At 69.9% G+C, this 23,412-nt stretch carries 22 protein-coding genes; 11 read left to right on the top strand and 11 right to left on the bottom strand.

The features are described 5' to 3' along the window. Nucleotides 1-17 precede the first annotated feature (17 nt). On the top strand, nt 18-1,097 hold the full coding sequence (locus ACSEEN_RS12160) for a GTP-binding protein (RefSeq protein ID WP_247866319.1): 1,080 nt from the start codon (nt 18-20) through the stop codon (nt 1,095-1,097). Nucleotides 1,098-1,401: 304 nt separating this feature from the next. On the opposite strand, the gene ACSEEN_RS12155 is transcribed toward ACSEEN_RS12160, so the two are convergent. The 3 genes from ACSEEN_RS12155 to ACSEEN_RS12145 form a co-directional block, all read right to left on the bottom strand. Then, nucleotides 1,402-1,704, bottom strand: coding sequence for a hypothetical protein (locus ACSEEN_RS12155; RefSeq protein ID WP_440713322.1), 303 nt, complete (start codon nt 1,702-1,704; stop codon nt 1,402-1,404). Nucleotides 1,705-1,890: 186 nt separating this feature from the next. Further along, nucleotides 1,891-2,490 (bottom strand): class F sortase, encoded by a 600-nt coding sequence (locus ACSEEN_RS12150; protein ID WP_440713321.1) that lies wholly within the window; start codon nt 2,488-2,490, stop codon nt 1,891-1,893. 105 nt (nt 2,491-2,595) lie between these two features. Further along, complete coding sequence (locus ACSEEN_RS12145) at nt 2,596-6,420, bottom strand: hypothetical protein (protein ID WP_440713320.1); 3,825 nt, start codon at nt 6,418-6,420, stop codon at nt 2,596-2,598. Nucleotides 6,421-6,725: 305 nt separating this feature from the next. Here ACSEEN_RS12145 and ACSEEN_RS12140 point away from each other — a divergent pair, with 305 nt between their 5' ends. The 5 genes from ACSEEN_RS12140 (at nt 6,726) to fdxA (ending at nt 9,786) form a co-directional block, all read left to right on the top strand. Then, nucleotides 6,726-7,835, top strand: a complete 1,110-nt coding sequence (locus tag ACSEEN_RS12140) for a LacI family DNA-binding transcriptional regulator (protein WP_440713319.1) — start codon at nt 6,726-6,728, stop codon at nt 7,833-7,835. A gap of 37 nt (nt 7,836-7,872) precedes the next feature. Continuing rightward, a complete protein-coding gene (locus ACSEEN_RS12135; protein ID WP_440713318.1) occupies nt 7,873-8,592 on the top strand; it encodes a hypothetical protein in 720 nt (239 codons plus the stop codon). Continuing rightward, nucleotides 8,592-8,744 (top strand): hypothetical protein, encoded by a 153-nt coding sequence (locus ACSEEN_RS12130; protein ID WP_440713317.1) that lies wholly within the window; start codon nt 8,592-8,594, stop codon nt 8,742-8,744. The genes ACSEEN_RS12135 and ACSEEN_RS12130 overlap by 1 nt, the downstream gene beginning before the upstream one ends. Before the next feature lie 93 nt (nt 8,745-8,837). After that, nucleotides 8,838-9,434: a DUF2249 domain-containing protein gene (locus ACSEEN_RS12125; protein WP_298446549.1), complete on the top strand. Its 597-nt coding sequence runs from the start codon at nt 8,838-8,840 to the stop codon at nt 9,432-9,434. A 4-nt stretch (nt 9,435-9,438) separates the two neighbouring features. Further along, nucleotides 9,439-9,786 carry a ferredoxin gene (gene fdxA, locus ACSEEN_RS12120; protein WP_440713316.1) on the top strand — a complete coding sequence of 116 codons (348 nt, stop codon included), beginning with the start codon at nt 9,439-9,441 and terminating at the stop codon, nt 9,784-9,786. On the opposite strand, the gene ACSEEN_RS12115 is transcribed toward fdxA, so the two are convergent. Beyond that, nucleotides 9,787-11,058 carry a Fic family protein gene (locus ACSEEN_RS12115; protein ID WP_440713315.1) on the bottom strand — a complete coding sequence of 424 codons (1,272 nt, stop codon included), beginning with the start codon at nt 11,056-11,058 and terminating at the stop codon, nt 9,787-9,789. Nucleotides 11,059-11,248: 190 nt separating this feature from the next. On the opposite strand from ACSEEN_RS12115, the gene ACSEEN_RS12110 reads away from it, so the two are divergent. Genes ACSEEN_RS12110 through ACSEEN_RS12095 form a run of 4 tightly spaced genes read left to right on the top strand, consistent with a single transcriptional unit; the run spans nt 11,249 to nt 15,409 of the window. Then, the gene (locus ACSEEN_RS12110; protein ID WP_440713314.1) at nt 11,249-12,154 is read left to right on the top strand and encodes an enoyl-CoA hydratase; all 906 of its coding nucleotides are present in this window, start codon (nt 11,249-11,251) and stop codon (nt 12,152-12,154) included. After that, nucleotides 12,154-13,353: an acyl-CoA dehydrogenase family protein gene (locus ACSEEN_RS12105; protein ID WP_440713313.1), complete on the top strand. Its 1,200-nt coding sequence runs from the start codon at nt 12,154-12,156 to the stop codon at nt 13,351-13,353. Before ACSEEN_RS12110 ends, ACSEEN_RS12105 begins: the two co-directional genes overlap by 1 nt. Further along, entirely contained in the window at nt 13,353-14,357 is a 1,005-nt protein-coding gene (locus ACSEEN_RS12100; RefSeq protein ID WP_440713312.1) for an acyl-CoA dehydrogenase family protein, read from the top strand. The genes ACSEEN_RS12105 and ACSEEN_RS12100 overlap by 1 nt, the downstream gene beginning before the upstream one ends. Beyond that, nucleotides 14,354-15,409, top strand: coding sequence for an acyl-CoA dehydrogenase family protein (locus tag ACSEEN_RS12095; RefSeq protein WP_440713311.1), 1,056 nt, complete (start codon nt 14,354-14,356; stop codon nt 15,407-15,409). The genes ACSEEN_RS12100 and ACSEEN_RS12095 overlap by 4 nt, the downstream gene beginning before the upstream one ends. Before the next feature lie 24 nt (nt 15,410-15,433). Here the strand turns inward: ACSEEN_RS12095 and ACSEEN_RS12090 are convergent, their stop codons facing one another. The 6 genes from ACSEEN_RS12090 to ACSEEN_RS12065 are packed head-to-tail and all read right to left on the bottom strand — an operon-like array spanning nt 15,434 to nt 20,617. Beyond that, on the bottom strand, nt 15,434-16,540 hold the full coding sequence (locus ACSEEN_RS12090) for a TetR/AcrR family transcriptional regulator (RefSeq protein ID WP_440713310.1): 1,107 nt from the start codon (nt 16,538-16,540) through the stop codon (nt 15,434-15,436). Beyond that, nucleotides 16,497-17,693, bottom strand: coding sequence for an acyl-CoA dehydrogenase family protein (locus tag ACSEEN_RS12085; protein WP_440713309.1), 1,197 nt, complete (start codon nt 17,691-17,693; stop codon nt 16,497-16,499). Before ACSEEN_RS12085 ends, ACSEEN_RS12090 begins: the two co-directional genes overlap by 44 nt. Nucleotides 17,694-17,700: 7 nt before the next feature. Then, the gene (locus ACSEEN_RS12080; protein WP_440713308.1) at nt 17,701-18,531 is read right to left on the bottom strand and encodes an SDR family NAD(P)-dependent oxidoreductase; all 831 of its coding nucleotides are present in this window, start codon (nt 18,529-18,531) and stop codon (nt 17,701-17,703) included. Between the two features lie 42 nt (nt 18,532-18,573). Further along, on the bottom strand, nt 18,574-18,981 hold the full coding sequence (locus ACSEEN_RS12075) for a MaoC/PaaZ C-terminal domain-containing protein (RefSeq protein WP_440713307.1): 408 nt from the start codon (nt 18,979-18,981) through the stop codon (nt 18,574-18,576). Further along, nucleotides 18,978-19,439: a MaoC family dehydratase N-terminal domain-containing protein gene (locus ACSEEN_RS12070; protein ID WP_440713306.1), complete on the bottom strand. Its 462-nt coding sequence runs from the start codon at nt 19,437-19,439 to the stop codon at nt 18,978-18,980. Before ACSEEN_RS12070 ends, ACSEEN_RS12075 begins: the two co-directional genes overlap by 4 nt. After that, entirely contained in the window at nt 19,439-20,617 is a 1,179-nt protein-coding gene (locus tag ACSEEN_RS12065) for a lipid-transfer protein (RefSeq protein WP_440713305.1), read from the bottom strand. The genes ACSEEN_RS12070 and ACSEEN_RS12065 overlap by 1 nt, the downstream gene beginning before the upstream one ends. Before the next feature lie 119 nt (nt 20,618-20,736). On the opposite strand from ACSEEN_RS12065, the gene ACSEEN_RS12060 reads away from it, so the two are divergent. Continuing rightward, a complete protein-coding gene (locus ACSEEN_RS12060; RefSeq protein ID WP_440713304.1) occupies nt 20,737-22,260 on the top strand; it encodes a long-chain-fatty-acid--CoA ligase in 1,524 nt (507 codons plus the stop codon). 40 nt (nt 22,261-22,300) lie between these two features. On the opposite strand, the gene ACSEEN_RS12055 is transcribed toward ACSEEN_RS12060, so the two are convergent. Next, nucleotides 22,301-23,344 carry an alcohol dehydrogenase catalytic domain-containing protein gene (locus ACSEEN_RS12055; protein WP_440713303.1) on the bottom strand — a complete coding sequence of 348 codons (1,044 nt, stop codon included), beginning with the start codon at nt 23,342-23,344 and terminating at the stop codon, nt 22,301-22,303. Between the last annotated feature and the right edge of the window lie 68 nt (nt 23,345-23,412).

The raw sequence follows: 23,412 nt of genomic DNA, 5'->3' as shown, positions 1-23,412 counted from the left end.
TAGTGTACGGTGGGCGCATGCCCTCGACCCCCGTCACCGTCCTGTCCGGATTCCTCGGCAGCGGCAAGACCACTCTGCTCAATCACCTCCTCGCCAACCGGGCCGGCCGCCGGCTCGCCGTCATCGTCAACGACTTCTCCGAGGTCAACATCGACGCGGGCCTGATCGCCGCCGGCGGCCACGTCGAACGCGGCGAGGACCGGCTGGTGGAACTGTCCAACGGCTGCATCTGCTGCACCCTGCGGGAGGACCTGGTAGAGAACGTCGGCCGCCTGGCCGAATCCGGGAAGTACGACCAGATCGTCATCGAATCGACCGGGATCTCCGAGCCCATGCCGGTCGCGGCGACCTTCGAGTGGCAGTTCGAGGACGGACGACGGCTGGCCGACGTCGCCCCGATCGACACCATGGTGACGCTGGTCGACGCCTCGCAGTTCCTCGAACAGATGGCCCGGCACCGGGCGCTGGCCGACGCCGACGACGCGGCCGATCCGGAGGACGAGCGCTCCGTCGCCGACCTGCTCGTCGACCAGGTGGAGTTCGCCGATCTGATCCTGGTGACCAAGACCGACCTGGTGCGCCCGGAGATCGCCGCGGCCACCGTGGACGCGGTGCATGCGATGAATCCACACGCGCGGATCGTGACGGTCACCCACGGCGAGATCGCCGCCGGCGCCGTCCTCGATGCCGCCCTGTACGACCCGGAGGCCGCGGCGGCCCGGCCGGACTACGCCGACGAACTGATCAATCCGCACACGCCGGAGACCGAGGAATACGGGATCTCATCGGTGGTGTTCCGCGGCGACCGCCCGTTCCATCGCGAGCGGCTGATCGCCGCACTGCGCGGCACCACCGGCCTGATCCGCTCCAAGGGCCACTGCTGGATCGCCGATCGGCCCGACATCGCCCACGTCTGGAGCCAGGCGGGACCGAATCTCACCATCCAGCCGGCCGTCCCCTGGTCGCACACCACCGTCACACCGTCTAGCGAAGTGGTCCTGATCGGCGTGAACTTCGACGGCCGCGGCGCCCTCGACGCCTTCCACCGCGCCATGCTGAACGACGACGAGGCGCGCTCCCTGCTCACCGCCCGCTGAGCTGGGACGGCCCGGGTACCAGAGATTTCCGCACCGCCGACGCGGCCGTGGGGATCGTTCGCGGGCGTCGTGCGGGAGTGAGACTCAGCCCCGGAGCGAGCCTGTCGCCGACATCCTCTTCGGTATCGCAGGACGCGACGTCGGATCGTCGATGATCTGCTGAACCCAGTCAGGAACCGGCTGCTTCCGTCGCGTGTACACATCCGAGATCAGAAGGGCGATAAGTCGTCGTTCCTCCGGCGTCGACCCCCGGCGACTCCTGCGTCGTTCAGTCATATCAGCTCCTTCGACGTCATCGCCAACGCTACGCGCTGTCACCCTCGAAGTCTTCGAGCTCCAGCACCGGCCCACCGACGTCAAGCGAGAGTTCATCGATGATCTCCCGCTCGGTTCGGGTCATCATCTCCGAAGCGGCAAGGGTGCGGACCACCCTCCAGCCATCGGCGCGCTTGTCCTCCAAATCGCTGTACGTCGCATCCAGCGCCCACTTGAATCTCGCCCACCACTCCCGCCTATTGTCGGCGAGAGTCCGCTGCCGAATCGTGAACATCACACCGCCGACGGCTATCAGGCCGGCGATCAGATTCACCCAGGCTTGTGCAGGCATGCCTCAGGTCTATCCCGGCACATCCGCGCGGGCCAGACCCCGCCCGGCCGGCCTGTGGACAAGTGAGGTCGTCCACAAGCGACCCGGTCGGCCCTTGACACTCACCACTCCGGATGCTTCGCACGGTCCCCTCGAATACCAGCGGCAGCTACCTCCATCAGGTGTCAAGGGAAGCCCGGCGAACCGTCAGGTGATCTTCTCGGCGAAGACGATCGAGTTCTCCATCGACGCACCAGCCGATCGGTCGAAGGGACCGTCGCATGTGACCAGGGCGAGATCGGCGTGCTCGCGGGCCTTCTCCAGGGCCAGGCTCAGCGCGCGAGGGTCGCGTTTGGGGATTCGGAGCGCACGGCCGCTGACCCGATAGCGGTACGTGCGGCCGGCGTCGATCACGTCGACTCGAGCGCCGGCGGGCATCGCTCCGAGACCGTTGAACACACCGGGACCACCGACCTGGGTATGGCCGAGGACCACCGCCATACCCGGTTCGCCGAAGCCGGGGCCGTCGCTCCACCGCACGACGGACGTCATGTCGTCCGGAACGCCGAAGCTGCGCACTTCCTCGCCGAGAAACGGATCCCACTGAACGGTCGACGATTTCTCCGTCAACGGTGCGGTGACGCCGAGAACGGGGATCGTGAGCCGGGGACCGCTCATCTCGATGTGGACGGGACGTGCCGACTCCGGCGCGGCCGGGGAGCCGGTCCGGAGACCCGCGACGACCAGCACACCGGCGACGACCAGCAGTGCGGCGATCAGCGCCGCGCGGCGCCACGTGCGCACCATGTCTTCTCCGATCTGAGAAAGTCAGGACGATGACGGAGCGGGCGCCGACGGTGCCGGTAAGCGGCACCGTCGGCGCCCGCCGTCATCCGGCGGTGCGGACCACGGTCAGACGAGTTCTCGTTCCTCTTCGAGTTCGTCTTCACGTCGTCGCGCACCGGCCAGGAGCACGCCGCACAGCAGTGCGATCAGCACTCCGGTGCCGACGAGCGAGTCGCCGACCGGCAGGGACCGGCCGTCGCCCTCGGCGGGGTTCGAGCCGCCCGTCGCCGCCTGCACCGGGAAGTCCCGGTCCTCGACGTCGGAGACGGCCCCGGCCACAGCGCAGTCGCCGCCAGGCGTGACCGCACTACCGCCGTTACCAGGCGTGACCGCATTGCCGCCGTTACCAGGCGTAGTCACGCCGCAGTCGCCGCCTCCACAGGAGTCGTCGCACGGTTCGAGCACATGCCCGATCGCGTCGATGATCTCCTGCGGCGATGCCGGGGATTCTCCGTCCCGGCTGGGGCGGAACCATCCCGCGACGGCACCGGTCACCACGCCGAGAACCCCGAACACCGAACTGCCGAACAGCCCACCGAGAACTCCGGTGAACAGGCCCGTGGCCAGGGCCACGAGCACGACCGCCAGAACGGCTCCGACGACCGCGCCCGGCAATCCGCCCGCGATGCCACCGGCGAAGCCGCCGATCAGCATGCCGGCGAATGCGCCGGGGAGGGCGCCGAACAGGTTGATCGGGTTGATCGCACCGATCAGTCCGCCGATCACGGCGCCGGCGACAGCCGCCGGAATCCCGGCCAGCAGGCCGGCGAGGGCGCCGAGCACCAGCCCGGCGAGGGCGCCGAGTACACCGCCGATACCGATCGTGAACGGCGCACCGAGTGCACCGGTCACCCCGGCCGCGACAAGCGCCCCGAGTCCCGCGACGCCGAGCCCCGCCACCAGGGCCGCGAGCAGCCCCAGTCCACTGATCACCGTGGCGATGATCATCACCGGAGCTCCGATCAACAGCAGGTGCGCCGCATAGAACACCACTGCCAGCGGGATGCCGACGCCCACGAGGAGGACGGCGATCGCGATCACCGCGACCACCAGTCCCACCGCCGCCACCGCCACACCCGCGAGCACGAGCGCGCCGATGACGAAGGGCGCGAACGGACCCGACAGGAGCGCGAGCACGAGGCCCGCACCGATCACGACGAGCGCCCCGATGATCACCGGGATCGCCAGCACCATCGCACCGACCACGATCAACGCGGCCGGAAGCAGCAGCGGCAGCAGCAGGCCGATCAGGGCCGGGATCAACCCGGTGATCAGCACGCCGGCGCCGGTGGCGAGCCATCCGAGAACCGGTAGGGCTCCGACCAGCACCGCCGTCAACGGCAGCAGGACCGCGCCGGTGACGAGCGCCGCGAGTGCGGACAGCACCAGCGACACCGCGGCCCCGGCGGAAGCACCGAGACCCGCACCGGACAGGGCACCCAGCAGCGCCGTCACTCCGGCGCCGCCCAGGTAGCCGACGATCGCGCCGACCGCGGCGGTCACCAGCGCGTCGAGCACGGCCGCGACGGCCGTCCCCACGATCGCCCCCGGAAGCGCACCGGCGATCGACCCGAGAGCCGCACCGTCGAGCGCCCCGAGCACCAGACCCACCACCGCACCGGGCACCGCCCAGAGCAGGTTGAGCGGATTGAGCGCACCGACCGCGAATCCGGCGGTCACACCCGCCGTTCCGCCGGCGATCGCGCCGACGAGCAGACCCGCGATCGCGCCGTAGGCGATGTTCACGCCGTCGGCCCGGCCGCGGGTCAGTGCCGCGACGAGGTCACCGAACGCCGACCACTTCTGCCTCAGGCAGTGGGTACCGCAGCCCGACCGGGTCCAGCGATACGGTGCCCACCGTCGCACGACGGACCCGATCGCGATACCGCCGACCAGCGCACCGGCAAGCAGCGCCCACCAGGACCCGAAGGCCGCCCCGAGGGCCCCGCCGATCAGTGCACCGGGCACTGCGGCGAGAACGAAGCCGAGTCCTCCACCGAGCAGCGCCGACAAGATCGCGGCCAGCGCGGCACCCACCAGCAGTCCGGCGACGGCACCGATGAGCCCACCGGTGAGTCCACCGGCGATTCCGCCGACGGCGGCGCCGAGCAGCGCCCCGCCGAGGAACCCGAGCAGGTTCAGCGGATTGAGTGCGCCGAGCAGCGCACCCAGGAGTCCACCCAGCGGCGCGGTGATCAGTGCGAGCAACGGTGCGAGAAGCACACCCGCGAGCGCGCCCAGGACGATGCCGGGCAGCGCGCCCAGGAGCATCGCCGGAATGGTGATCAGCCCGATGAGCCAGGTGAGGCCCATCGCCAGAACGCCGCCGAACACCGCCGCCAACGCCAGCAGTCCGCCGAGGAGGATCGCCAGGGGAAGCAGCAAGGGCAACGACAGCAGATACGCCAGCGCCCCCAGTGCCAGTCCGATCATCACGAGAACCGCGGGGATCAGCACGAATGCCGTCAGCGCGGCGAGCGGACCGAGAATCGCGAACGCGACGATCGCACCGAGGCCGAGCCCGACGAGCGGCCACCAGATCGGCAGTGTCACGCCACCGATCACGAGGACGAGGAAGCCGACACCGACCACGCCGAACGCCACGACGACGATCAGGACCACGAGGGCCGCCAACGCGAACGGCCAGGTGACGAGCCCGATCAGGAACCACGCCGGCATGGTCACGACCACGATCCCCAGCACGATCACGACGACGGCGACCATGTACGCGACGTACAGGAACGGGACGATGATCACGATCGGCAGCCAGATCGGCGTGGTGAGAACGGCGAGGACGAGAGCGCCCGCGCCGAGGATGAGTCCGCCGATCGTCACCGCGAGGATGACGGCCGCGACGATCCCGCCGATGATCAACGCCGGCAGCAGGAACGGCAGGGCGACGAGCGCGCCGATCGCCAACGGCAGCAGGACCAACGGCAAGACGAACAGCACCAGTGGCAGCCACATCGGCGCCGTGATCAGCGCCAGACCCAGCCCGAGGCCCACCGCGGCGAGCAGTGCGCCCGTCGCGAGTGCCGTGAGCAGTCCGCCGATGATCGCTCCGAGGACAGGCATCACCAGGAACGCGGCGGCCACGCCCGCACCGAACCCGAAGAGACCGGTGACGACGGCGTCGACGATCGCGGTGAGCATCCACCCGATCACGCCCCCGGGCAGCACCCCGAGAAGTGCCCCGATCGGCGCCCCGGTGAGCAGACCGAGGAGTCCGCCGAAGGGTGCTCCGAGAACGCCTCCGACCATCGGGGCGAGCGGGTTGAGGACCCCGAGAACCGCCCCGAGTATCGCGCCCGGCACACCGGTCGCCACCATCCCCGGAATCGCTCCGATCACCGCGGTCAGCGCGCTCACGCCGCCGCCCGCGTACACGCCGAGTTCGAGTCCGCGGAGCACGGGGAGAATCCGTGCGTCGAAGACCGTGCTCAGCGCGGTTCTCATCGCCGGCGTTCCGAACCTCGTCTCGATGTCGGCCGTGATCGACGGCGGCGCGCGAAGCAGCACCGCGGGATCGCGCATCACGGTCGGCAATCGGTCGACGGCCGAGGTGATCACCGAGGCGGCGCCGTCGATGATCCGGTCGATGCACGCGTTCACGTCGCACGCATCCGCCTCCGAGGTCACCGCGGGCGCCGGGCCGACGTTCGGCCACGGGACCTCCGCCAGCGGCAGCCGCTTCCACGTCTGCGCCTCGGCGACCACCGAATCGACGGCATCGGCGACGCCCAGCCTGCGCGCGGGCTCGCTGTGCGCGGCGACGGCCGCCATGTCCAGGACCGACTTCACCGTCGTGGCGTCCTGGGTGCTGGCCGCCGCCGTCCCGGCGACGATCGCGCTGAAACCGAATGCCACGGCCAGTCCGATCAGGACGCGCACCAGGATTCTCCTCGTTCTCACCCCCTCGATGTCCCGTCTGTTGTGGGCCATGTCGAGCCACCTCCGTTCGTCTTCGGCCGAACACTGCCGCGCCCGACCGGGAACGCATCTCGTTCCCGGACCAACCGTGCGCCCCTGAACCGCGGTATCGCAATGCCTTGTGACACGTGTAACTAACACGAGTTAGTAACACGTGTAATCTGAAGTCCGGAACCACCGCTACTACACGAAGAGACGCCAGCTCATGACCGATATTCGCAGGGACATTCACCTTTCGGGACCTTGGCCTCTATCGCGTACGATCAGTGGTGGCTCCGAACACGAGTCAGTGGCACGTATCAGTGTTCGGCGGCATCATCCACCGGACAAGACTGGGGAACACGCTCGTGAACACCTCCCGACCGACCCGAGCGACGAGCGCGGACGTCGCCAGACACGCGAAAGTGTCCCGGACCACCGTGTCGCTCGTCCTCAACGGGAACGACGCCGCGATCAGCCCGGCGACCCGCGAACGGGTACTCGCCAGCGCACGCGCCCTCGACTACGTCCCGAACCCGTCGGCGCGGTCGCTCCGGTCGCGGGCGTCGAACCTGGTCCTCGTCCCGGCCGGCGGATACTCCGACGCCGAGACCGTGAACAACTTCATCTACGCGCTGCGCGCGCAGCTCGAGTCGCGCGGGCTGGTCCTCGCCTACGACGGCGACGTCTCCGGATCGGAGGACGATCTGGTCCGCCGCTGGAGCGAACGCCGGCCGTGGATGGTCATCTCGACACCGGCGACCGTCACCCCGGCGATCGCCGGCCGGCTGCGGAAGCAGGGCATCGACCAGATCCTCCTCTTCGCCGAAGGCCCCCTCGACTACGCGTCGGCGGCCATCCTGAAGAAGGGCATCGGAGCGGCCGCCGCCAACCATCTCATCAACGATCTCGGCCACCGTCGCATCAGCATTCCGGTGCCGCCGGGCACCCGTCCCATCGACTTCGCCGGCCAGCGCTTCTCGGAGTTCGCCGCCGCGGCGATCGACCTCGGCGCCGAGGTGCGGCGCGAAGAGGTCGCGTGCACCCGGGACGACTTCGGTCACCTCGTGCGGCGCTGGCTGATCGAAGACTCCCTGCCGACGGCCGTCTACGCGTACAGCGACACGTACGCCCTCGCCGTGATCGACGCGCTACGCGTCCAGGGGGTCGCCGTACCCGGCGACGTGTCCGTGGTCGGCACCGACAACTCGATCCTCGGCCGCCTCACCACGCCGGCGCTGACCAGCGTGAGCGGCGACATCGATGCCGCCGCGAATCAGCTCGCCGACCGCATCGCGGAACTGCACGCGCAGGAGAGCACCGCGAACACCGCCCTGTACATCGACCCCGACAACCAGATCCACACCCGCGAATCGAGCGGCCGCCCGCGCACCTGACGGCGAGTCGGCTCGGTTCGTCACCGAAAGGACAGCCGTGAGCCTCCGCCGACTCTCCCCCCGTATCCGCCATCCCCTACGAGCCACACTGATCGCGCTGCTCGTCCTCGGCGCCGTCGGGTTCGCCGTCGCCCGGTGCGACGTCGACGGCGGCCTGCTCAACCCCGACTCCGCGGCCTCGGCCGACCACCGCGACGACCGCCGGCGGGCGTCCGACGCGGCCTACCGCCGACACCACGCGAACGACGTGTACTACGACGTCGTCGACTTCGTCGGATCGATCGACGCCGGACTCACCGCCGTCGATGCCGCGGCGAAGCAGAGCCCGCCGGACACGCCGCTCCCCCTTCAGCAAGCGGCCGACCAGGCGCGCGACTACCTGGGACGACTCGCCCGCTCCGCACGGTCGGCGGCCTCCCGGATCGACGCCACACCACCGCCCCGGTGGTACCGGGCGCTGGCGCCCGACACGTCGCCCGGCTACTGGATCGACCAGCACGCCTCCGCCCGATCCGCGTTCACGACCTTCGCGGACACCGTCGAATCGACCGCGAAGTCGCTCGACGATCCGACCGTGCTCGCCGACACGACCCGATCGCGCGCGATCTCCGACCGCGTCGACGACGCCGCCCGCCGCCTCGGCGACGACATGAGCGCTCTGATGAAGCGCATCGCCATTCCCACCGAAGCCACCCGTCACGAGATCGAACGCCGCGGCTACTTCGCCGATGCCGATCACCCCGAAAGGACCCGATGATGACCGACACGACCGCCTCCGCCCGTCCCCGCAACCGCAGGGTGCGCAAAGCCGCCACCGTCGTCATCGTGTGCGTGCTGATCGCCGTGCTGGCCGGCCGCCCCCTGCTCTCGACCGTCGCCCTCCTGGGTGTCACTTTCGGCTGGTCGTGAGCCCGCCGCCGGTCGCGGTGCCGCGGCACTTGCCCCTGGACATTCGCCGCGAGTAATTTCGACTATACAAATAGTTTTTATTAGGAGGATCCGGTGCCCGACGTGACCATCGATGTGCGTGAGATCCCGAAGCCGGAGCGGCACCCGAAGATCTTCGGGCTGTTCGACGGCCTTCGGGTCGGCGAGGCGCTGATCCTCGTCAACGACCACGACCCGGTCCCGCTGCACCGCCAGTTCGACGACAAGACGCCGGGCGGTTTCGAGTGGGAGTACCTGGTCCGCGAGCCCGGCGACTACCGCATCCGGATCGGCAAGACGCTCGCCGCGCCTGTGCCTCGCGCGCTCGGCAACGCGGCAGAACTGGTGACCGGCGGCGAGCCCGGCGTCGCCTGGAAGCTCGACTTCCCCGACCGCGATCTCGACTCGAACCTCATCACCCTCGCCCCGGGCGGCTCGATCGGCGACCACGCCGGCGCCGAGGTCGACGTGCTCGTCTATGTGCTGTCCGGCGGCGGCACCGTCGGCACCGAGAACGGCCCGATCGAGGTCCTGCTCGGCGACATCCTGTGGCTGCCGAAGCGTTCGCGCCGGTCGTTCACCGCCGGAAACGACGGCCTCTCGTACCTCACCGTCCACACCCATCGGGAACCCGCACTGACCCTCACCCCGACGGTGCGGCCGGCATCGTGACGCCATGACGTACGTGATCGCCGAACCCTGCGTCGACGTGATGGACCGCGCCTGCGTGGAGGAGTGCCCCGTCGACTGCATCTACGAGGGCGGCCGCAGCCTGTACATCCACCCCGACGAGTGCGTCGACTGTGGCGCCTGCGAACCGGTCTGCCCGGTCGAGGCCATCTTCTACGAGGACGACCTCCCCGAGGAGTGGGCGCCCTACCTCACCGACAACGCCGACTTCTTCGAGAAGTGCCTGCCGGGCCGCGAGTCTCCCCTCGGCTCCCCCGGTGGCGCCATGAAGCTCGGCGCCACCGGCACCGACGCACCCCTGGTCGCCGGCCTCCCACCGCAGGCGGGGACGTAACTACTCCACATCCAGTTCGAGGAGCGACGATCCCCGCGCGGTGAGGCGGAAGCGCAGCGGCTTCTTTGTGATCGTCTCGATCACGCCGGCGTCATCGAGACGCTGCAGCTGAGGGCGAACGTACTTTGTGGAACGGCCGGTTCCGTCAACCAGGGTCTGCAGTTTCACGGCGCCGTTCGCGTCGAAGTAGCGGGCCTGGCCGAGGGTGAACAACACCGCGCCAATGACATCGCGATCCACCGCGCGCTCCGAGTCGGCGCCGGATCCGAGGATCTGCGGAAACCCCTCGCCCGTTAGCAGATCCGCGAGACGCGAATCAAGCTTTTCGATCTTCTGTCGCCGATCGGAAAGGTCGAGGAGCAGTCGATGCTGCGCCTCGGCGATAATCTCCAGCATGTCGATCACGTACGGCGTCAGATCTCCCCGGTTCAGCCGGTCCTCCGCGCCCGCAAAGGCCCGATAGTAACGATCCTTGTTGTCGGCGACGGTCGCCGAGAGCGCCAGACTCGCGTAGGGCGCCAGCACCTGCCGGAGATCCAGCGCAAGCAGATAACGCCCCGTCCGGCCGTTCCCGTCGTAGAACGGATGCGTGTACTCGAAGATGAAGTGGGCGACAACGGCCCTGATCAGCCGCGGAACGGCATCATCGCGGCCCTGGCTCAGCATGAGAGTCAAGGCATCGTCGATCGCCGACTCGGGGACCACCCCGGTGTGCACCACTTTGGTCCCCGACTCGATCGACACGGGCCCCTCGCGGAATCGCTTACCGTCCGGGGCGTCCTCGTCTCGGATCTCCCCTCGCGTCACCGCGTCGTACACCGCTCGGATGTCATCAAGAGTCTGTGGACTCGCGGTCTCCGTCTCCGCCTCGCCGATGTCAAGGTAAAGCCGCACCATTTCCGTGAACCGCTTGCCAGCCGTAGGCCGCTCCGCCCGCAGCGCCCTGAGCGCGTCGCCGATCTCCTTCCGGGTCGAGCGAACCTGTTCGATCTCGTTCGTCGCCTGGATCTCGTCGATCACCATCCGGTGCAGATAGTGACTGCGAGCTCGGCCTGGCAAGCCTCCCCACTCGGCCCGGATCCTCGGCTCGAAGCTCATGATCCGTTCGATCAGCGCGGCGACTTCGGGTGTCATCAGCGCGAACATCGCATGCTCGCCGAGCATCAGGTCCCAGTGCAGAGCAGCGGGCGACTCCCGCCGAGCGCGTTCCTCAGCGTCTGCTCCCGCCCGATCGCGCTGGTGGAAGATCGACTTCAGCGTCCGATACGACATCGACCATCCTTCCGGTCTACACCTCTTAGCCGACCAAATAGGCCAAGCTATTTTCCCTAGAAGGCACTCTAGACCAAATAGCTACCAAGATGCCGGGACGATTCCTCCCGAGAACCGTCCCAGCATGCCCGGCCGGCCGGACAACTCCTCCCACTACCAACCAAGCACTTGCTAGGTTACGATCGACGGCATGAGCGACGCCGCGATTCCGCCCGCGCTGGGGCCCGACGATCTGACCGCCGAATCGACCCCGGTCGCCTACGAGACGGGCGGACCCGAGGGGGCGGTCGCCTACGTGACCCTCAACCGCCCCGAATACCGGAACGCGCAGAACTCGGTGATGACGTATTCGCTCGACGCCGCGTTCGCGAAGGCGACCGACGATCCGGCGGTCAAGGTGATCGTGTTGCGCGCGAACGGGAAGCACTTCTCCGCCGGGCACGACATCGGGACACCCGAGCGGGACTTCGACACCCACTACGAGAACGTCGCCGCCCTGCACTGGGATCACACCGACAAGTCCGGTGCCGACCAGCGGCTCGCCCGGGAGATCGAGGTGTACCTCGGGATGTGCCGCCGGTGGCGTGACATGCCGAAGCCGCTGATCGCGCAGGTCCACGGCGCGTGCATCGCCGGCGGATTGATGCTCGCGTGGTCGGCCGATTTCATCGTCGCCTCCGACGACGCCTTCTTCTCCGATCCGGTGGCGCGCATGGGGATTCCGGGCGTCGAGTACTTCGCGCACGCCTATGTCCTGGGTGCGCGTCGTGCCAAGGAGGTCTTGATGACCGGGCAGCGGTTCACCGCGCAGCAGGCTCTCGAGTGGGGCATGGTGAACCACGTCGTGCCGCGCGAGGCTCTGGCCGGCAAGGTCGACGAGCTCTGCGGGCAGATGGCCGCCATGCCCATGCAGGGCCTGTTCCTGTCCAAGAAGGCGGTCAACATCTGCGAAGACCAGATGGGTCTGCGCAACGCGATGGACTCGGTGTTCGGCTGGCACCACTACGCGCACAGCGCGAACGCCGAGGCCGGCGGCGACTCGCTCGGCGGTATGGACGCCAAGTCGATGAAGTCGGCGGCCGGGGGGCCGGCCTGATGGACCTGCTGTTCGACGACGCCGCGCAGGCGTTCCGCGACGAGGTCCGCGCCTGGCTGGCCGCGCACGTCCCCGCTCGGCCGCTGCCGTCGATGGACACCGCCGCCGGCTTCGAGGCGCACCGCGCCTGGGAGGCCGAGATGGCCGCCGATGCCATGTCGGTGGTCAGCTGGCCCGCCGAGTTCGGCGGCCGCGACGAGCCGCTGCTGCACTGGCTGATCTTCGAGGAGGAGTACTACCGCTCGGGCGCGCCGGGGCGGGTCAGCCAGAACGGCATCTTCCTGCTCGCTCCCACACTCTTCGAGCACGCCCATCCCGATCAGCTCGCCCGGATCCTGCCGCGGATGGCCCGCGCCGACGACATCTGGGGCCAGGCGTGGAGCGAGCCGGAGGCCGGCAGCGACCTGGCCTCCCTCCGCTCGACGGCCACCCCGACCGAGGGCGGCTGGCTGCTGAACGGCCAGAAGACCTGGAGTTCCCGATCGAGCTTCGCGGACAAGGGATTCGGGCTCTTCCGCACCGACCCCGGCGCCACCGGGAACGGAGTGAGCGGGGCGAATCCGTCCGGACGGCACCGGGGTCTCACCTACTTCATGTTCGACCTGCGTGCCCCCGGCGTCACCGTCCGCCCGATCGCCCAGCTCGACGGTGAACCCGGGTTCGCCGAGATCTTCCTGGAGGACGTCTTCGTGCCCGACGACCCCGCCGACCCGGGCGCCTCCGGCGTGATCGGCGAGGTGCACCAGGGCTGGAAGGTCGCGATGAGCACCGCCGCCAATGAGCGCGGCCTGTCGCTGCGTTCGCCCGGCCGATTCCTGGCCACCACCGACCGGCTGCTGGCGCTCTGGCGCGAACGCGGGGACACCACGCCCACGACGGCGGCCGCCGACCACGGCGTGGTGGACGCCTGGATCGGCGCCCGCGCCTACGAACTGTCCACCTACCAGACCGTCAGTCGCCTGGCCGCCGGCGGGCAGCTGGGCATGGAGTCGTCGATCAACAAGGTCTTCTGGTCGCAGTGGGACATCGCCGCCCACGAGACCGCGCTCGACCTGCTCGGCGCCGACGCCGAACTCGACGGGCCGTGGCAGGACGGCTACCTCTTCTCGCTCTCCGGTCCGATCTACGCCGGCACCAACGAGATTCAGCGCAATGTGATCGCCGAGCGGCTGCTCGGCCTGCCCCGCGGAGACCGATAGTGGACTTCCTGCTCGACGACACCCATTCCGATCTGGCCGAGACGGTCACGGCGATCGCCACCCGGGCCGGGGGCACCGCCGTCGCCCGCGCGTGGGCCGACGGCGACCGCGAGCCGGGCCTGGCCGTGTACCGGCAGCTCGCCGAGGCCGGGATCACCGGCCTGCTGGTCGACGACGGCCTCGGCGGCAGCGGCGCCGGAGCCGTGGAGATGACGGTCGCCGCCGAGCGACTCGGCCGGTGGTGCGTGCCCGGGCCGGTCGCCGATACCCTCGCGGCGGTTCCGGCCGCGCTCGGCGCCGTCGCCGCCCGCGGCGCCGGTACCGGTGACCTCGCCGAACTGCTGGCCGGGCGGCCGGCGTCGTGCGTGCTGGCGCCGGTCAACCCGCGCGCCGCGGACCCCGGCGCCGCCCAGCCCTATCTGATCCGCGACGGCGCTCTGTTCCGGGCCTCCCCGGCGGGACCGGCGCGCAGCACCGTCGATCCCACCCGGGCGGTCGCCGAGGCCGCCGAAGGCGCGCGGATCGCGGCCCTCGACGACGCGACCGCGCGCATCCTGAATCTCGCCGCCCTCGCCACGGCGGCCCAGTCGCTCGGCCTGGCCGCAGCCATGCTGGCGATCGCCGCCGACTACGCGAAGGCGCGACACCAGTTCGGCCGGGCGATCGGCTCGTTCCAGGCGGTGAAACACCACCTCGCCGACGTCGCGATCGCCGTCGAGATGGCCCGGCCGCTGATCCACGGCGCGGCCGTCGGAATGGATGGCGGTGCACCCGGGACGGCCGACGTGACCTGCGATGTGTCCGCGGCGAAGGTCGCCGCGAGCGACGCCGCCGACCTCGCCGCACGCCGCGCCCTGCAGGTGCTCGGCGCCATCGGCTACACGGCCGAGCACGACCTGTCGCTGCACCTCACCAAGGCCCGCGCCCTGCGCGGCGCGTGGGGCACCCCGGCCTGGCACCGCGCCCGCATCGCCGAGCGCCTGCGCGGAGGCCGGCCGCGATGAACGAGCTCGACGCCCTCGGCGCCGCCGTGCGGGACGCGATCGCCCGCCGCGGCGGCCGCACCGCCGTCCGCGAGGCGATCACCCGGCCCGGCCGGTACGACGACGAACTGTGGCGCCTCCTCGCCGGACACATCGGGGTCGCCGCCCTGGCCGTCCCGGAGAAATACGACGGTGCCGGAGCCTCCCTGCGCGAGGCCGCCGTCGTCGTCGAAGCCCTCGGCGAGAGCCTTGCGCCGGTGCCGATGCTCTCATCGGCGGTGATGGCGACCGGAACGCTCCTCGCCGCCGGTGACGACGACACCTGCGCGCGCCTGGTCCCGGACCTGGCGGCCGGAACCCGGACCGCCGCACTGTGCTGGGCCGGACCGGCCGGCTGGGACGCGCCCGGCGTCACCGCCGAAGCCGGGCTGCTCAGCGGCACGGCCGAATACGTGATCGACGGCGAATCCGCCGACACCTTCCTGGTGCTCGCCGGACCCAGCCGCCCCACGCTGCACGAGGTCCCCGCCGACGGCCCGGGCGTCACCGTCACTCCCCTGCCGGTACTCGACGCGACCCGTCCGCTGGCGCGTGTCTGCTTCGACCAGACACCGGCGCATACCATCGGATCGCCGCCCGGTCTGCCCGGCCGGATCCGCACGCTCGCCTGGGCACTGCTGTCCGCGGAGCAGGTCGGCGGCGCGGCCCGGGCGCTGGCCCTGACGGTGGAGCACACCCGGACCCGCAAGCAGTTCGGGCGCGAGCTGGCGTCGTTTCAGGCCCTCAAGCACGCCATGGCCGACATGTACGTCCTGGTCGAGACGATGCGCTCGATGTCCGCGGCCGCCGTCGCCGCGGTGTCCGACGACGACCCGCAGGCCGCCGAACTCGCGGCGGCCGCACACGTCTACTGCTCGGAGGGCTACGTGAGCGTCACCGGGCAGGCGATCCAGTTGCACGGCGGCATCGGGATCACCGCCGAGCACGACATCGGGCTGTACTTCAAGCGCGCCCAGGCCGACGCGCAGTTGTTCGGTTCGCCGCGCGACGCCTGCGCGACGATCGCGCTCTGACGGGTCACCGGCGCGAGACGTGGCCTAGGGCAGAGCGAGGATGCGCCGCCCGTACCCGGCGACGAACCGCTCGCCGCGCTCGCACCGGGAGATCTCCGGAAGCCGGGCGACGTCGTTGATCGCGGTGATCGCCGCGATCACCGTGACCCGGGACTCCGCCGGATCACCGGAGTACAGGCGCACCCATTCGCCGACGTAGTCGCGCTGCGCCGACCGCAACAGCGCCGCGTCCGGTGCTTCGAGCGCCCCGGACTCGGCGACGATCACCTGCACCAGCCCGGGGTGGCGGACGGCGAACCCGGCGTACGACGAGACGACCGCGGTCAGCGCCGCGGACGCGTCCGCCGAGTTGCGGAGCACGTCGTCGAGCGTCACCTGGAGATAGCCGTTGCCGCGGTGCAGGAGCACCGCCAGCAGTTCCGCCTTCCCGGAGAAGTGGTTGTAGATGCTCGACGGCGCGACGCCCACCGCCTCGGCGATGTCGTCGATGCCCACACCCTCGTAGGTCCGGTCGGCGAACAGGTCCCCCGCGGTCGCCAGGATCAGTTCGCGATTGCCGACTCGGGTGAGGCCGGCCGGCCGGGGTGCCGCGGGCGGAACCTCGGGCGGCCCCGCGGCGGCCCGCTCGGCCAGCGAGACGAGGGCGGCCGGGTCCGTGATCTCGGCGTGATGGGTGGCGACGCTGAACAGCACCCCGAGTACCGCGGTGGAGCAGACCCGCGCCGAGGGTCCCGGACACCCCGGCGCCACGACGGCGTCGAGCCGGGTGAGAAGGGTCTCGCGGATCTCGTCCGCCGTCGCGCGCGGAAGGTGACGGTACTCGCGGATCCACAGGCGGCCGGCGAACCGGTCGGCGAGGATCCGCTCGGCCAGCGCCCGCAGCGGGCCGGCCGGTCCCGGATCGTCGAGCGCGGCGCAGAGCGTCCGCACGTACTCGGCGAACACCTCGCACAGCACGCTCTGCTTGTTGGTGAAGTGCCGGTAGAGCGCGGACGGCTGGACGCCCACCGCGCCGGCGATCCGCGCCATCGAGACGGCCGCGTATCCGTCGTCGACGAACAGCCGGGTGGCCGCCGTGACGATCAGTTCACGGCGATTGGCGGGCCGAGTCCGCGCCTGCCTTGCCGTCACGCCCGCCCTCTCCGAGGTTGAGAGACCGTCCGATGATCTCCTTCATGATCTCGCTGGTACCACCATAGATACGCGCGATCCGGGAATCGGCGTAGGCCCGCGCGATCGGATACTCCGTCATGTAGCCGTAGCCGCCGTGCAACTGGACGCAGGCGTCGACCACTCGGCTCTGCAATTCGGTGGCCCACAGTTTGGCCTTGGCCGCGTCGGCCACCGACAGCGCACCGCCGACGAGTTCGGTGATCGCCCGGTCCACGAACGCCTGCGTCACGTCCACCTCCGTCACCAGCTCGGCGAGCCGGAAACGCGTGGCCTGGAAGTCGCCGATGGCCTGCCCGAACGCGCGTCGTTCCCGCACGTAGTCGATGGTCCAGTCCAGGGCCGCCCGCGCCCCGGCGACGGCGGCGACGGCCAGCGACAGCCGCTCCTGCGGCAGGTTGCCGGTGAGGCCGAAGAAGCCCGCGCCCTCGTCTCCCAGCCGATTCTCCACCGGCACCAGGACGTCGGTGAAGCTCAACTCGGCGGTGTCCTGCGCGTGCATGCCGATCTTGTCCAGGTTGCGACCGCGCTCGAAGCCGGGCATGCCGCGCTCGATCATCACCAGGCTCAGGCCCCGGTGCGGATCGGCGGACGTCCGGACCGCGGTGATCACCAGGTCCGCGTTGATGCCGTTGGTGATGAACGTCTTGGCGCCGTTGACGCGGTAGTGTCCATCCTCCCGGACCGCGGTGGTGGCGATCCCGGACAGGTCCGAGCCGGTGCCCGGTTCGGTCATCGCGATGGCCACCACGGTCTCGCCGGATGCGATGCCGGGCAGCCAGCGCCGCTTCTGCTCGTCGGTGGTCAGGTCCAGCAGGTAGGGCATGCAGACGTCGGCCTGCAGGATCGGTCCGAGCAGGGCCGGCGCGACCGCCGCGGCGGCCGCCTCCTCGGCGAGGATCGCATTGAATCGGAAGTCCCGGATTCCCGCGCCGCCGTACTCCTCGGGGACCGCGGCGAAGGCACCCAGTTCGGCGCACTCGGTGAACAGCGAGCGCGGTACCGCACCGGCCTTCTCCCATGCGGCGTAGCCGGGCACCACGCGCTGTGTCAGGAACCGGCGGACGGCCGCCCGGTAGTCGCCGTGTTCGCGTTCGAAGATGTTGCGTTCCACGGGCTACTCAGATCTGGTAGCCGCCGCCGCAGACGAGTGTCTGCGCGCTGACGTAGTCGGACTCGGGGCGGCAGAGCAGGTAGACCGCGCCGGCGGCATCGGCCGGCGTACCGGCGCGGCCGAGGGGGATCTGCGAGGCCATCGCCTCCAGCAGCTGCGGGTTGACACCGACCTTGAGCTCACGGCCGGCGATGTCGATGCTGCCGTCGCCGTCCGCGGGTGTCTCGGTGAGGCGGGTCGTGATCAGCCCGAAGGCCACCGTGTTGACCGTGACGTTGTAGCGCCCCCACTCCTTGGCGAGCGTCTTGGTCAGCCCGGTGATCCCCGCCTTGGCGGCCGCGTAGTTCGCCTGCCCGGCGTTGCCGCCGAGCCCGGCGATCGAGCTGATATTGACCACCTTCCGGCACGGCACCGGCAGACTCTCCGCCCGCTCCCGCTTGACCTGCGCCGACAGCACCGGTTGTGCGGCACGCAGGATCCGGAACGGAGCCGTGAGGTGGACGTCGATGATCGCCGACCACTGTTCGTCGCTCATCTTCTGGATCACGCTGTCCCAGGTGTATCCGGCGTTGTTGACGACGATGTCGATCCCGCCGAAGGCGTCGACCGCGGTCGCGACGAAGCGTTCGGCGAAGTCCTCGTCGGTGACGCTCCCCGGGCAGGCGACCGCCCGGCCGCCCGCGGCCTCGATGGCGGCGACCGTCTGCTGCGCCGGTTCGGCGTCCAGATCGTTGACGACGACGGCGGCGCCCTCACCGGCGAGCTTGAGGGCGATCTCGCGCCCGATGCCCCGCCCGGATCCGGTGACGATCGCGGTCTTTCCAGTGAATACAGCCATGGTTCTCTCCTTCTGTGGTGTGGAGTCCGGCGGAGCGCCGGATCAGTGCAACGCGACGACGGCGCTGCCGGCGAGAGTGACGGTGCCGTCGCCGAGCGTGACGGTGAGTTCCAGCGTCGCCTCGTCACCATCGACGGCGGCGACGCGACCCCGGCAGACGGGTGCGCCGTGCAGCGGGGTGATCGCGGCGAAGCGGACCTCGAAACTCCTGATCTGGTCGACCCGCACCCACTCGGTGAGCAACCGGCCGAGGTAGGCCATGGACAGCATGCCGTGGGCGAAGACATCGTCGAGCCCGGCGGACCGGGCGACATCGAGATCGATGTGCATCGGGTTGTGGTCCCCGCTCGCGCCGGCGAACAGGGCGAGCACGGTCCGCGTGATCTCGCCGGCCGCCAGCTCCGGGAGTTCGTCCCCGACCGCCGGGCCGGCCTTCGCGACGGCGCTCATCGCTGCGCTCCTTCCGGGTGACGGACCACGACGGTCGACGTGGCCGTGGCCGCGAGATCGCCGTCCCGGAGGAACTCGGTGCGTTTGACCAGGAAGTCCAGCGCACCGCCGCGTTTGCTGTACGCATCGACGATCTGCTCGCGGACGGTCACGGTGTCACCGGCGCACAGCGGGAAGTGATAGTCGAAACGCTGTCCGCCGTGCAGGATGTGCCGGATGTCGATACCGAGCGCGTCGAGGTAGCCGAACGAGTCGGGCGCTTCGAGCGTCAGGCTGAAGAGGAAGGTCGGCGGAATCGGCAGGTCGCGATGACCCGCGGCCCGCGCGGCGCCGACATCGGTGAAGACCGGATCGGTCTCACCGATGGCCTGCGCGAAGAAGCGGAGCCGTCCGCGTTCGATCTCGACGGAGAACTCGGGAAACGTCACCGCCTTGGCCGCCACCGGATCGATGGGCATCAGGAGACCTTCTCGTAGAGCGTGACGACGGCGGCCCCGCCGAGGCCGATGTTGTGCTGCAGGGCGAGCGTGACGTCGTCGACCTGCCGGGCACCGGCGTCGCCGCGGAGCTGCCAGGTGAGTTCGGCGCACTGGGCCAGGCCGGTGGCACCGAGCGGATGCCCCTTGGACAGCAGGCCGCCGGACGGGTTGGTCACCACCGCCCCGCCGTAGGTGTTGTCGCCGTCCCGGATGAACTTCTCGGCGGTGCCGTCCGGCGTCAGGCGCAGCGCCTCGTAGGACAGCACCTCGTTGGTGGTGAAGCAGTCGTGCAGCTCCACGACACGGATGTCGCCGGGATCCACCCCGGCCGACTCGTACACCTGGTCGGCGGCGCGGCGGCTCATCTCGGCACCGACCAGGTTCGGCAGGCTGCCGTCGAAGGTGGCCGGACCGTCGGTGGTCATCGCCTGGGCACGGATCATCACATCCGTCCGCAGGCCACGACGCCGCGCGAACTCCTCGCTGACCAGGATCGCCGCGGCGGCCCCGCAGGTCGGCGGGCAGCATTGCAGGCGGGTCAGCGGGCCGAAGACGGCCGGCGAGTCCATGACCTCCTCGACGGTCACCGGGTCGCGGAACACCGCGAAGGGATTGTTCGCGGCGTGCTTGCGCGCCTTGACCGAGACCAGAGCGAAGGTCTCCGGAGAGACGCCGTACCGCTCGGCGTACTCGGCCCCGGCACCACCGAACAACTGCGCGGCGAACGGCGCCTCACTCGCCCCGTTGCGGCGCTCGGCGATCTCCATGAAATCGGTGAACGGGCTCGGCCGGTCCGGCCATTTCATGGTGAGCGCCCCGCGCTCCATCTGCTCGAAGCCGAAAGCGAGGACGCAGTCCGCGGCACCGGAGGCGACGGCCTGGCGCGCGAGCCACAGGGCACTCGACCCGGTAGAGCAGTTGTTGTTGACGTTCACCACCGGAATCCCGGTGGTGCCGACCTCGTACAGCGCCCGCTGCCCGCTGGTCGAGTCGCCGTAGACATAGCCGGCATACGCCTGCTGCACCTCGGTGAGCGCGATGCCCGCGTCGGTCAGGGCGGCGCGGATCGCCTCCGGTGCCATCACATCGTACGGCCGCGCCGTGCGCGGCGTCGCGAACGGAATCATGCCGACACCGGCCACCATCGCGTTAGTCATATTCAACCTCCATGTCGCGAACGATTATTCACTTATACTTGCATTTCTGCGATGTATCACGCAATAGTGGAATCGATGTAGGATCCATCACACTCACGAATATTCTCCCAGGAGGAGACATGCAGATCACGCACGCCCTGCGCCAGTCCGCACAACTGACCCCCGATCGGGTCCTCACGATCTGCGGTGACCGACGGCGAACCGCCGTCCAGATCGTCGACCGCGTCGCCCGCCTCGCCGGGGCGCTGCGTTCCCTGGGCGCCGGGAGCGGTGACCGGATCGGCATCCTCTCGCTCAACAGCGATCGCTACCACGAGTTCCTGCTCGCCGTGCCGTGGGCGGACGGCGTGGTGAATCCGGTGAACGTCCGGTGGAGCGCCGCCGAGATCGCCTACTCGCTGACCGACTGCCAGACCCGGATCCTTCTGGTCGACGACACCTTCGCACCCCTGGTCCCCCGGCTGCGCGAGCTCACCCCCGAGCTCGAATCGGTGATCTACACCGGCGACGGCCCGGCGCCGGAAGACACCCTCGACTACGAAACGCTGATCGCCGGTGCCGACCCGGTGCCCGACGCCGGTCGCGGCGGCGACGATCTGTTCGGCATCTTCTACACCGGCGGTACCACCGGCGACCCGAAGGGCGTCATGCTGAGCCACCGCGCCTGCCTCACCTCGGCGATGGGCTCGCTGGTGACCACCGACCTCCTGGCCCGCGGCGGCGTGCTCCTGCACGCCGCGCCGATGTTCCATCTCGCCGATCTCGCCGCCTGGAACATCGCCTGCCTGACCGGCGCGACGCACGTGATGATCCCGTCGTTCACCGTCTCCGGCGTCATCGATGCGGTCCAGACCCACCGGGTGGCCAATGCGCTCCTCGTCCCGACGATGATCCAGCTGCTCGTCGACGCGCCGGAGGCCGCCGATGCGGACCTGACGAGTCTGACCAACATCATGTACGGCGCCTCGCCCATCTCCGAGGCGCTGCTGGCCCGCACCATGGAACTGTTGCCCAACGCACGACTCACCCAGGCCTACGGCATGACCGAGCTGGCCCCGGTCGCGACCCTGCTGTCGAACGCCGACCACGCCGTCCCCGAACTCCGCCGGTCCTGCGGCCGGCCCGCGGTGCACTCGGATCTGCGCATCGTCGGGGCCGACGAGCAGGAGGTCGCGCGCAACGAGGTCGGCGAGATCGTGGTGCGCGGCGACCATGTGATGACCGGGTACTGGAACAAGCCGGCCGAGACCGCCGCGGCGCTCCGGGACGGGTGGATGCACACCGGCGATGTCGGATACATGAACGACCAGGGCTACGTCTTCGTCGTCGACCGGATCAAGGACATGATCATCACCGGCGGCGAGAACGTGTACTCCGTCGAGGTGGAGAACGTCCTGGCGAAGCATCCGGCCGTGGCGCAGGCCGCCGTGATCGGACTGCCGGACGACCAGTGGGGCGAGCGCGTCCACGCCGTCGTCGTGCTCGCGCCCGGAGCGACGGTCACCCCCGACGAGATCCAGGACTTCTGCCGCGGGCACGTCGCCAACTACAAGTTGCCGAGGTCGATCGCGTTCGTCGAAGCGCTCCCGGTGTCCGGTGCGGGCAAGATCCTCAAGCGGTCCCTGCGCGACATGACGTGGTGATCGTCGCGAGGTTCACCACCGGCACGCGGCGCCGGGCCGCTTACGGAACCAGCACCGCCCGCCCGGCGACCCGGCCGGCGGCGAGATCGTCGAACGCCCGCTGTGCCTCGGCGAGCGGATAGGCGGTGGACTCGATGGTGACCAGCCCGCGATTCGCCAGGTCGATCACCGCGCGCTGATCGGCGATGTTCCCGCCGTACGCGCGCTGCACCGTGACACCCCACGGCAGCGGTTCACCGGACAGATCGGCGTTGATCTGCGCATGACCCTCGCCCAGGCCGACGATGCGGATCGCGCCCTCCGGGCGCACGACGCTCATCGCCAGGTCGATCGTCGGCTGCACACCGACGAAGTCGAGAACCGCGTCCACGCCGTGCTCACCGGCCTCGGCGAGGATCCGCGCCGCGGCGTCCGGTCCCGGCTTCAGGACGAGACTCGCGCCGCGAGACCGCGCGAGGTCGAGTTTGGCGTCGTCGGTGTCGACCGCGATCACCCGGGCCTCCGGGGCGGCGGCCGCGAGAATCTGCAGGGCCACGTGCCCCAGGCCGCCGATGCCGATGACCACCACGGTGGCACCTTCGGTGAGGTAGGGCAGCACCGAGTTCACGTTGTGCATCGGCGTCAGCCCGGCATCGGCGAGCGGCGCCGCGACCAGCGGGTCGAGCTCCCCGATCTTCTCCAGGTGACGGGCGTCGACCTTGATGAAATCGGCCATCCCGCCGTCAGCGCCGAGGCCCGGGGTCAGCGGGAACATGGTGCGCGTCCCGGTGACCGCGCACGCGTTGTCGGCGCCCAGACGGCACGGCCGGCATTCGCCGCACGCCCAGAGCGCCCGCACCAGGACGGCCTCGCCGGGAACGAGTCCGGTCACCGCCGCACCGACCGAATCCACCAGTCCGGCGGTCTCGTGTCCCAGCGTGGTGCCGAAGAACGGCCAGTTCTCGTCCTGATGCAGGATGTGCAGGTCGGAATGGCACAAACCGGCGGCGGTGACCTTCACCAGGACCTCGTGGTCGGCGATCTCCGGAACCGGGACCTCGACGAGCTCCATCGTGCCGGGACCGGTCAGTTTCAGTGCGCGCATGCTGTGTTCCTTCGAGTTGTCGGTGTTTCGGACCGGGGTCCGTCGGTGGTGATCGGGATCTGGAGCCG

The organism is Gordonia marina, from assembly GCF_052036135.1.
Classification (GTDB): Bacteria; Actinomycetota; Actinomycetes; order Mycobacteriales; family Mycobacteriaceae; genus Gordonia.
Note: the sequence above shows the minus strand (reverse complement) of the source record. Positions and strands in the feature narration are given on the sequence as shown.

Bases quoted from the DNA above. Each gene is read 5' to 3' on its own strand.
- ACSEEN_RS12055 (WP_440713303.1), bottom strand. From the start codon at position 23,344: ATGCGCGCACTGAAACTGACCGGTCCCGGCACGATGGAGCTCGTCGAG.
- ACSEEN_RS12150 (WP_440713321.1), bottom strand. From the start codon at position 2,490: ATGGTGCGCACGTGGCGCCGCGCGGCGCTGATCGCCGCACTGCTGGTC.
- ACSEEN_RS12080 (WP_440713308.1), bottom strand. From the start codon at position 18,531: ATGGCTGTATTCACTGGAAAGACCGCGATCGTCACCGGATCCGGGCGG.
- ACSEEN_RS12155 (WP_440713322.1), bottom strand. From the start codon at position 1,704: ATGCCTGCACAAGCCTGGGTGAATCTGATCGCCGGCCTGATAGCCGTC.
- ACSEEN_RS12160 (WP_247866319.1), top strand. From the start codon at position 18: ATGCCCTCGACCCCCGTCACCGTCCTGTCCGGATTCCTCGGCAGCGGC.
- ACSEEN_RS12115 (WP_440713315.1), bottom strand. From the start codon at position 11,058: ATGTCGTATCGGACGCTGAAGTCGATCTTCCACCAGCGCGATCGGGCG.
- ACSEEN_RS12070 (WP_440713306.1), bottom strand. From the start codon at position 19,439: ATGCCCATCGATCCGGTGGCGGCCAAGGCGGTGACGTTTCCCGAGTTC.
- ACSEEN_RS12075 (WP_440713307.1), bottom strand. From the start codon at position 18,981: ATGAGCGCCGTCGCGAAGGCCGGCCCGGCGGTCGGGGACGAACTCCCG.
- ACSEEN_RS12060 (WP_440713304.1), top strand. From the start codon at position 20,737: ATGCAGATCACGCACGCCCTGCGCCAGTCCGCACAACTGACCCCCGAT.
- ACSEEN_RS12095 (WP_440713311.1), top strand. From the start codon at position 14,354: ATGAACGAGCTCGACGCCCTCGGCGCCGCCGTGCGGGACGCGATCGCC.
- fdxA (WP_440713316.1), top strand. From the start codon at position 9,439: ATGACGTACGTGATCGCCGAACCCTGCGTCGACGTGATGGACCGCGCC.
- ACSEEN_RS12130 (WP_440713317.1), top strand. From the start codon at position 8,592: ATGACCGACACGACCGCCTCCGCCCGTCCCCGCAACCGCAGGGTGCGC.
- ACSEEN_RS12105 (WP_440713313.1), top strand. From the start codon at position 12,154: ATGGACCTGCTGTTCGACGACGCCGCGCAGGCGTTCCGCGACGAGGTC.
- ACSEEN_RS12110 (WP_440713314.1), top strand. From the start codon at position 11,249: ATGAGCGACGCCGCGATTCCGCCCGCGCTGGGGCCCGACGATCTGACC.
- ACSEEN_RS12065 (WP_440713305.1), bottom strand. From the start codon at position 20,617: ATGACTAACGCGATGGTGGCCGGTGTCGGCATGATTCCGTTCGCGACG.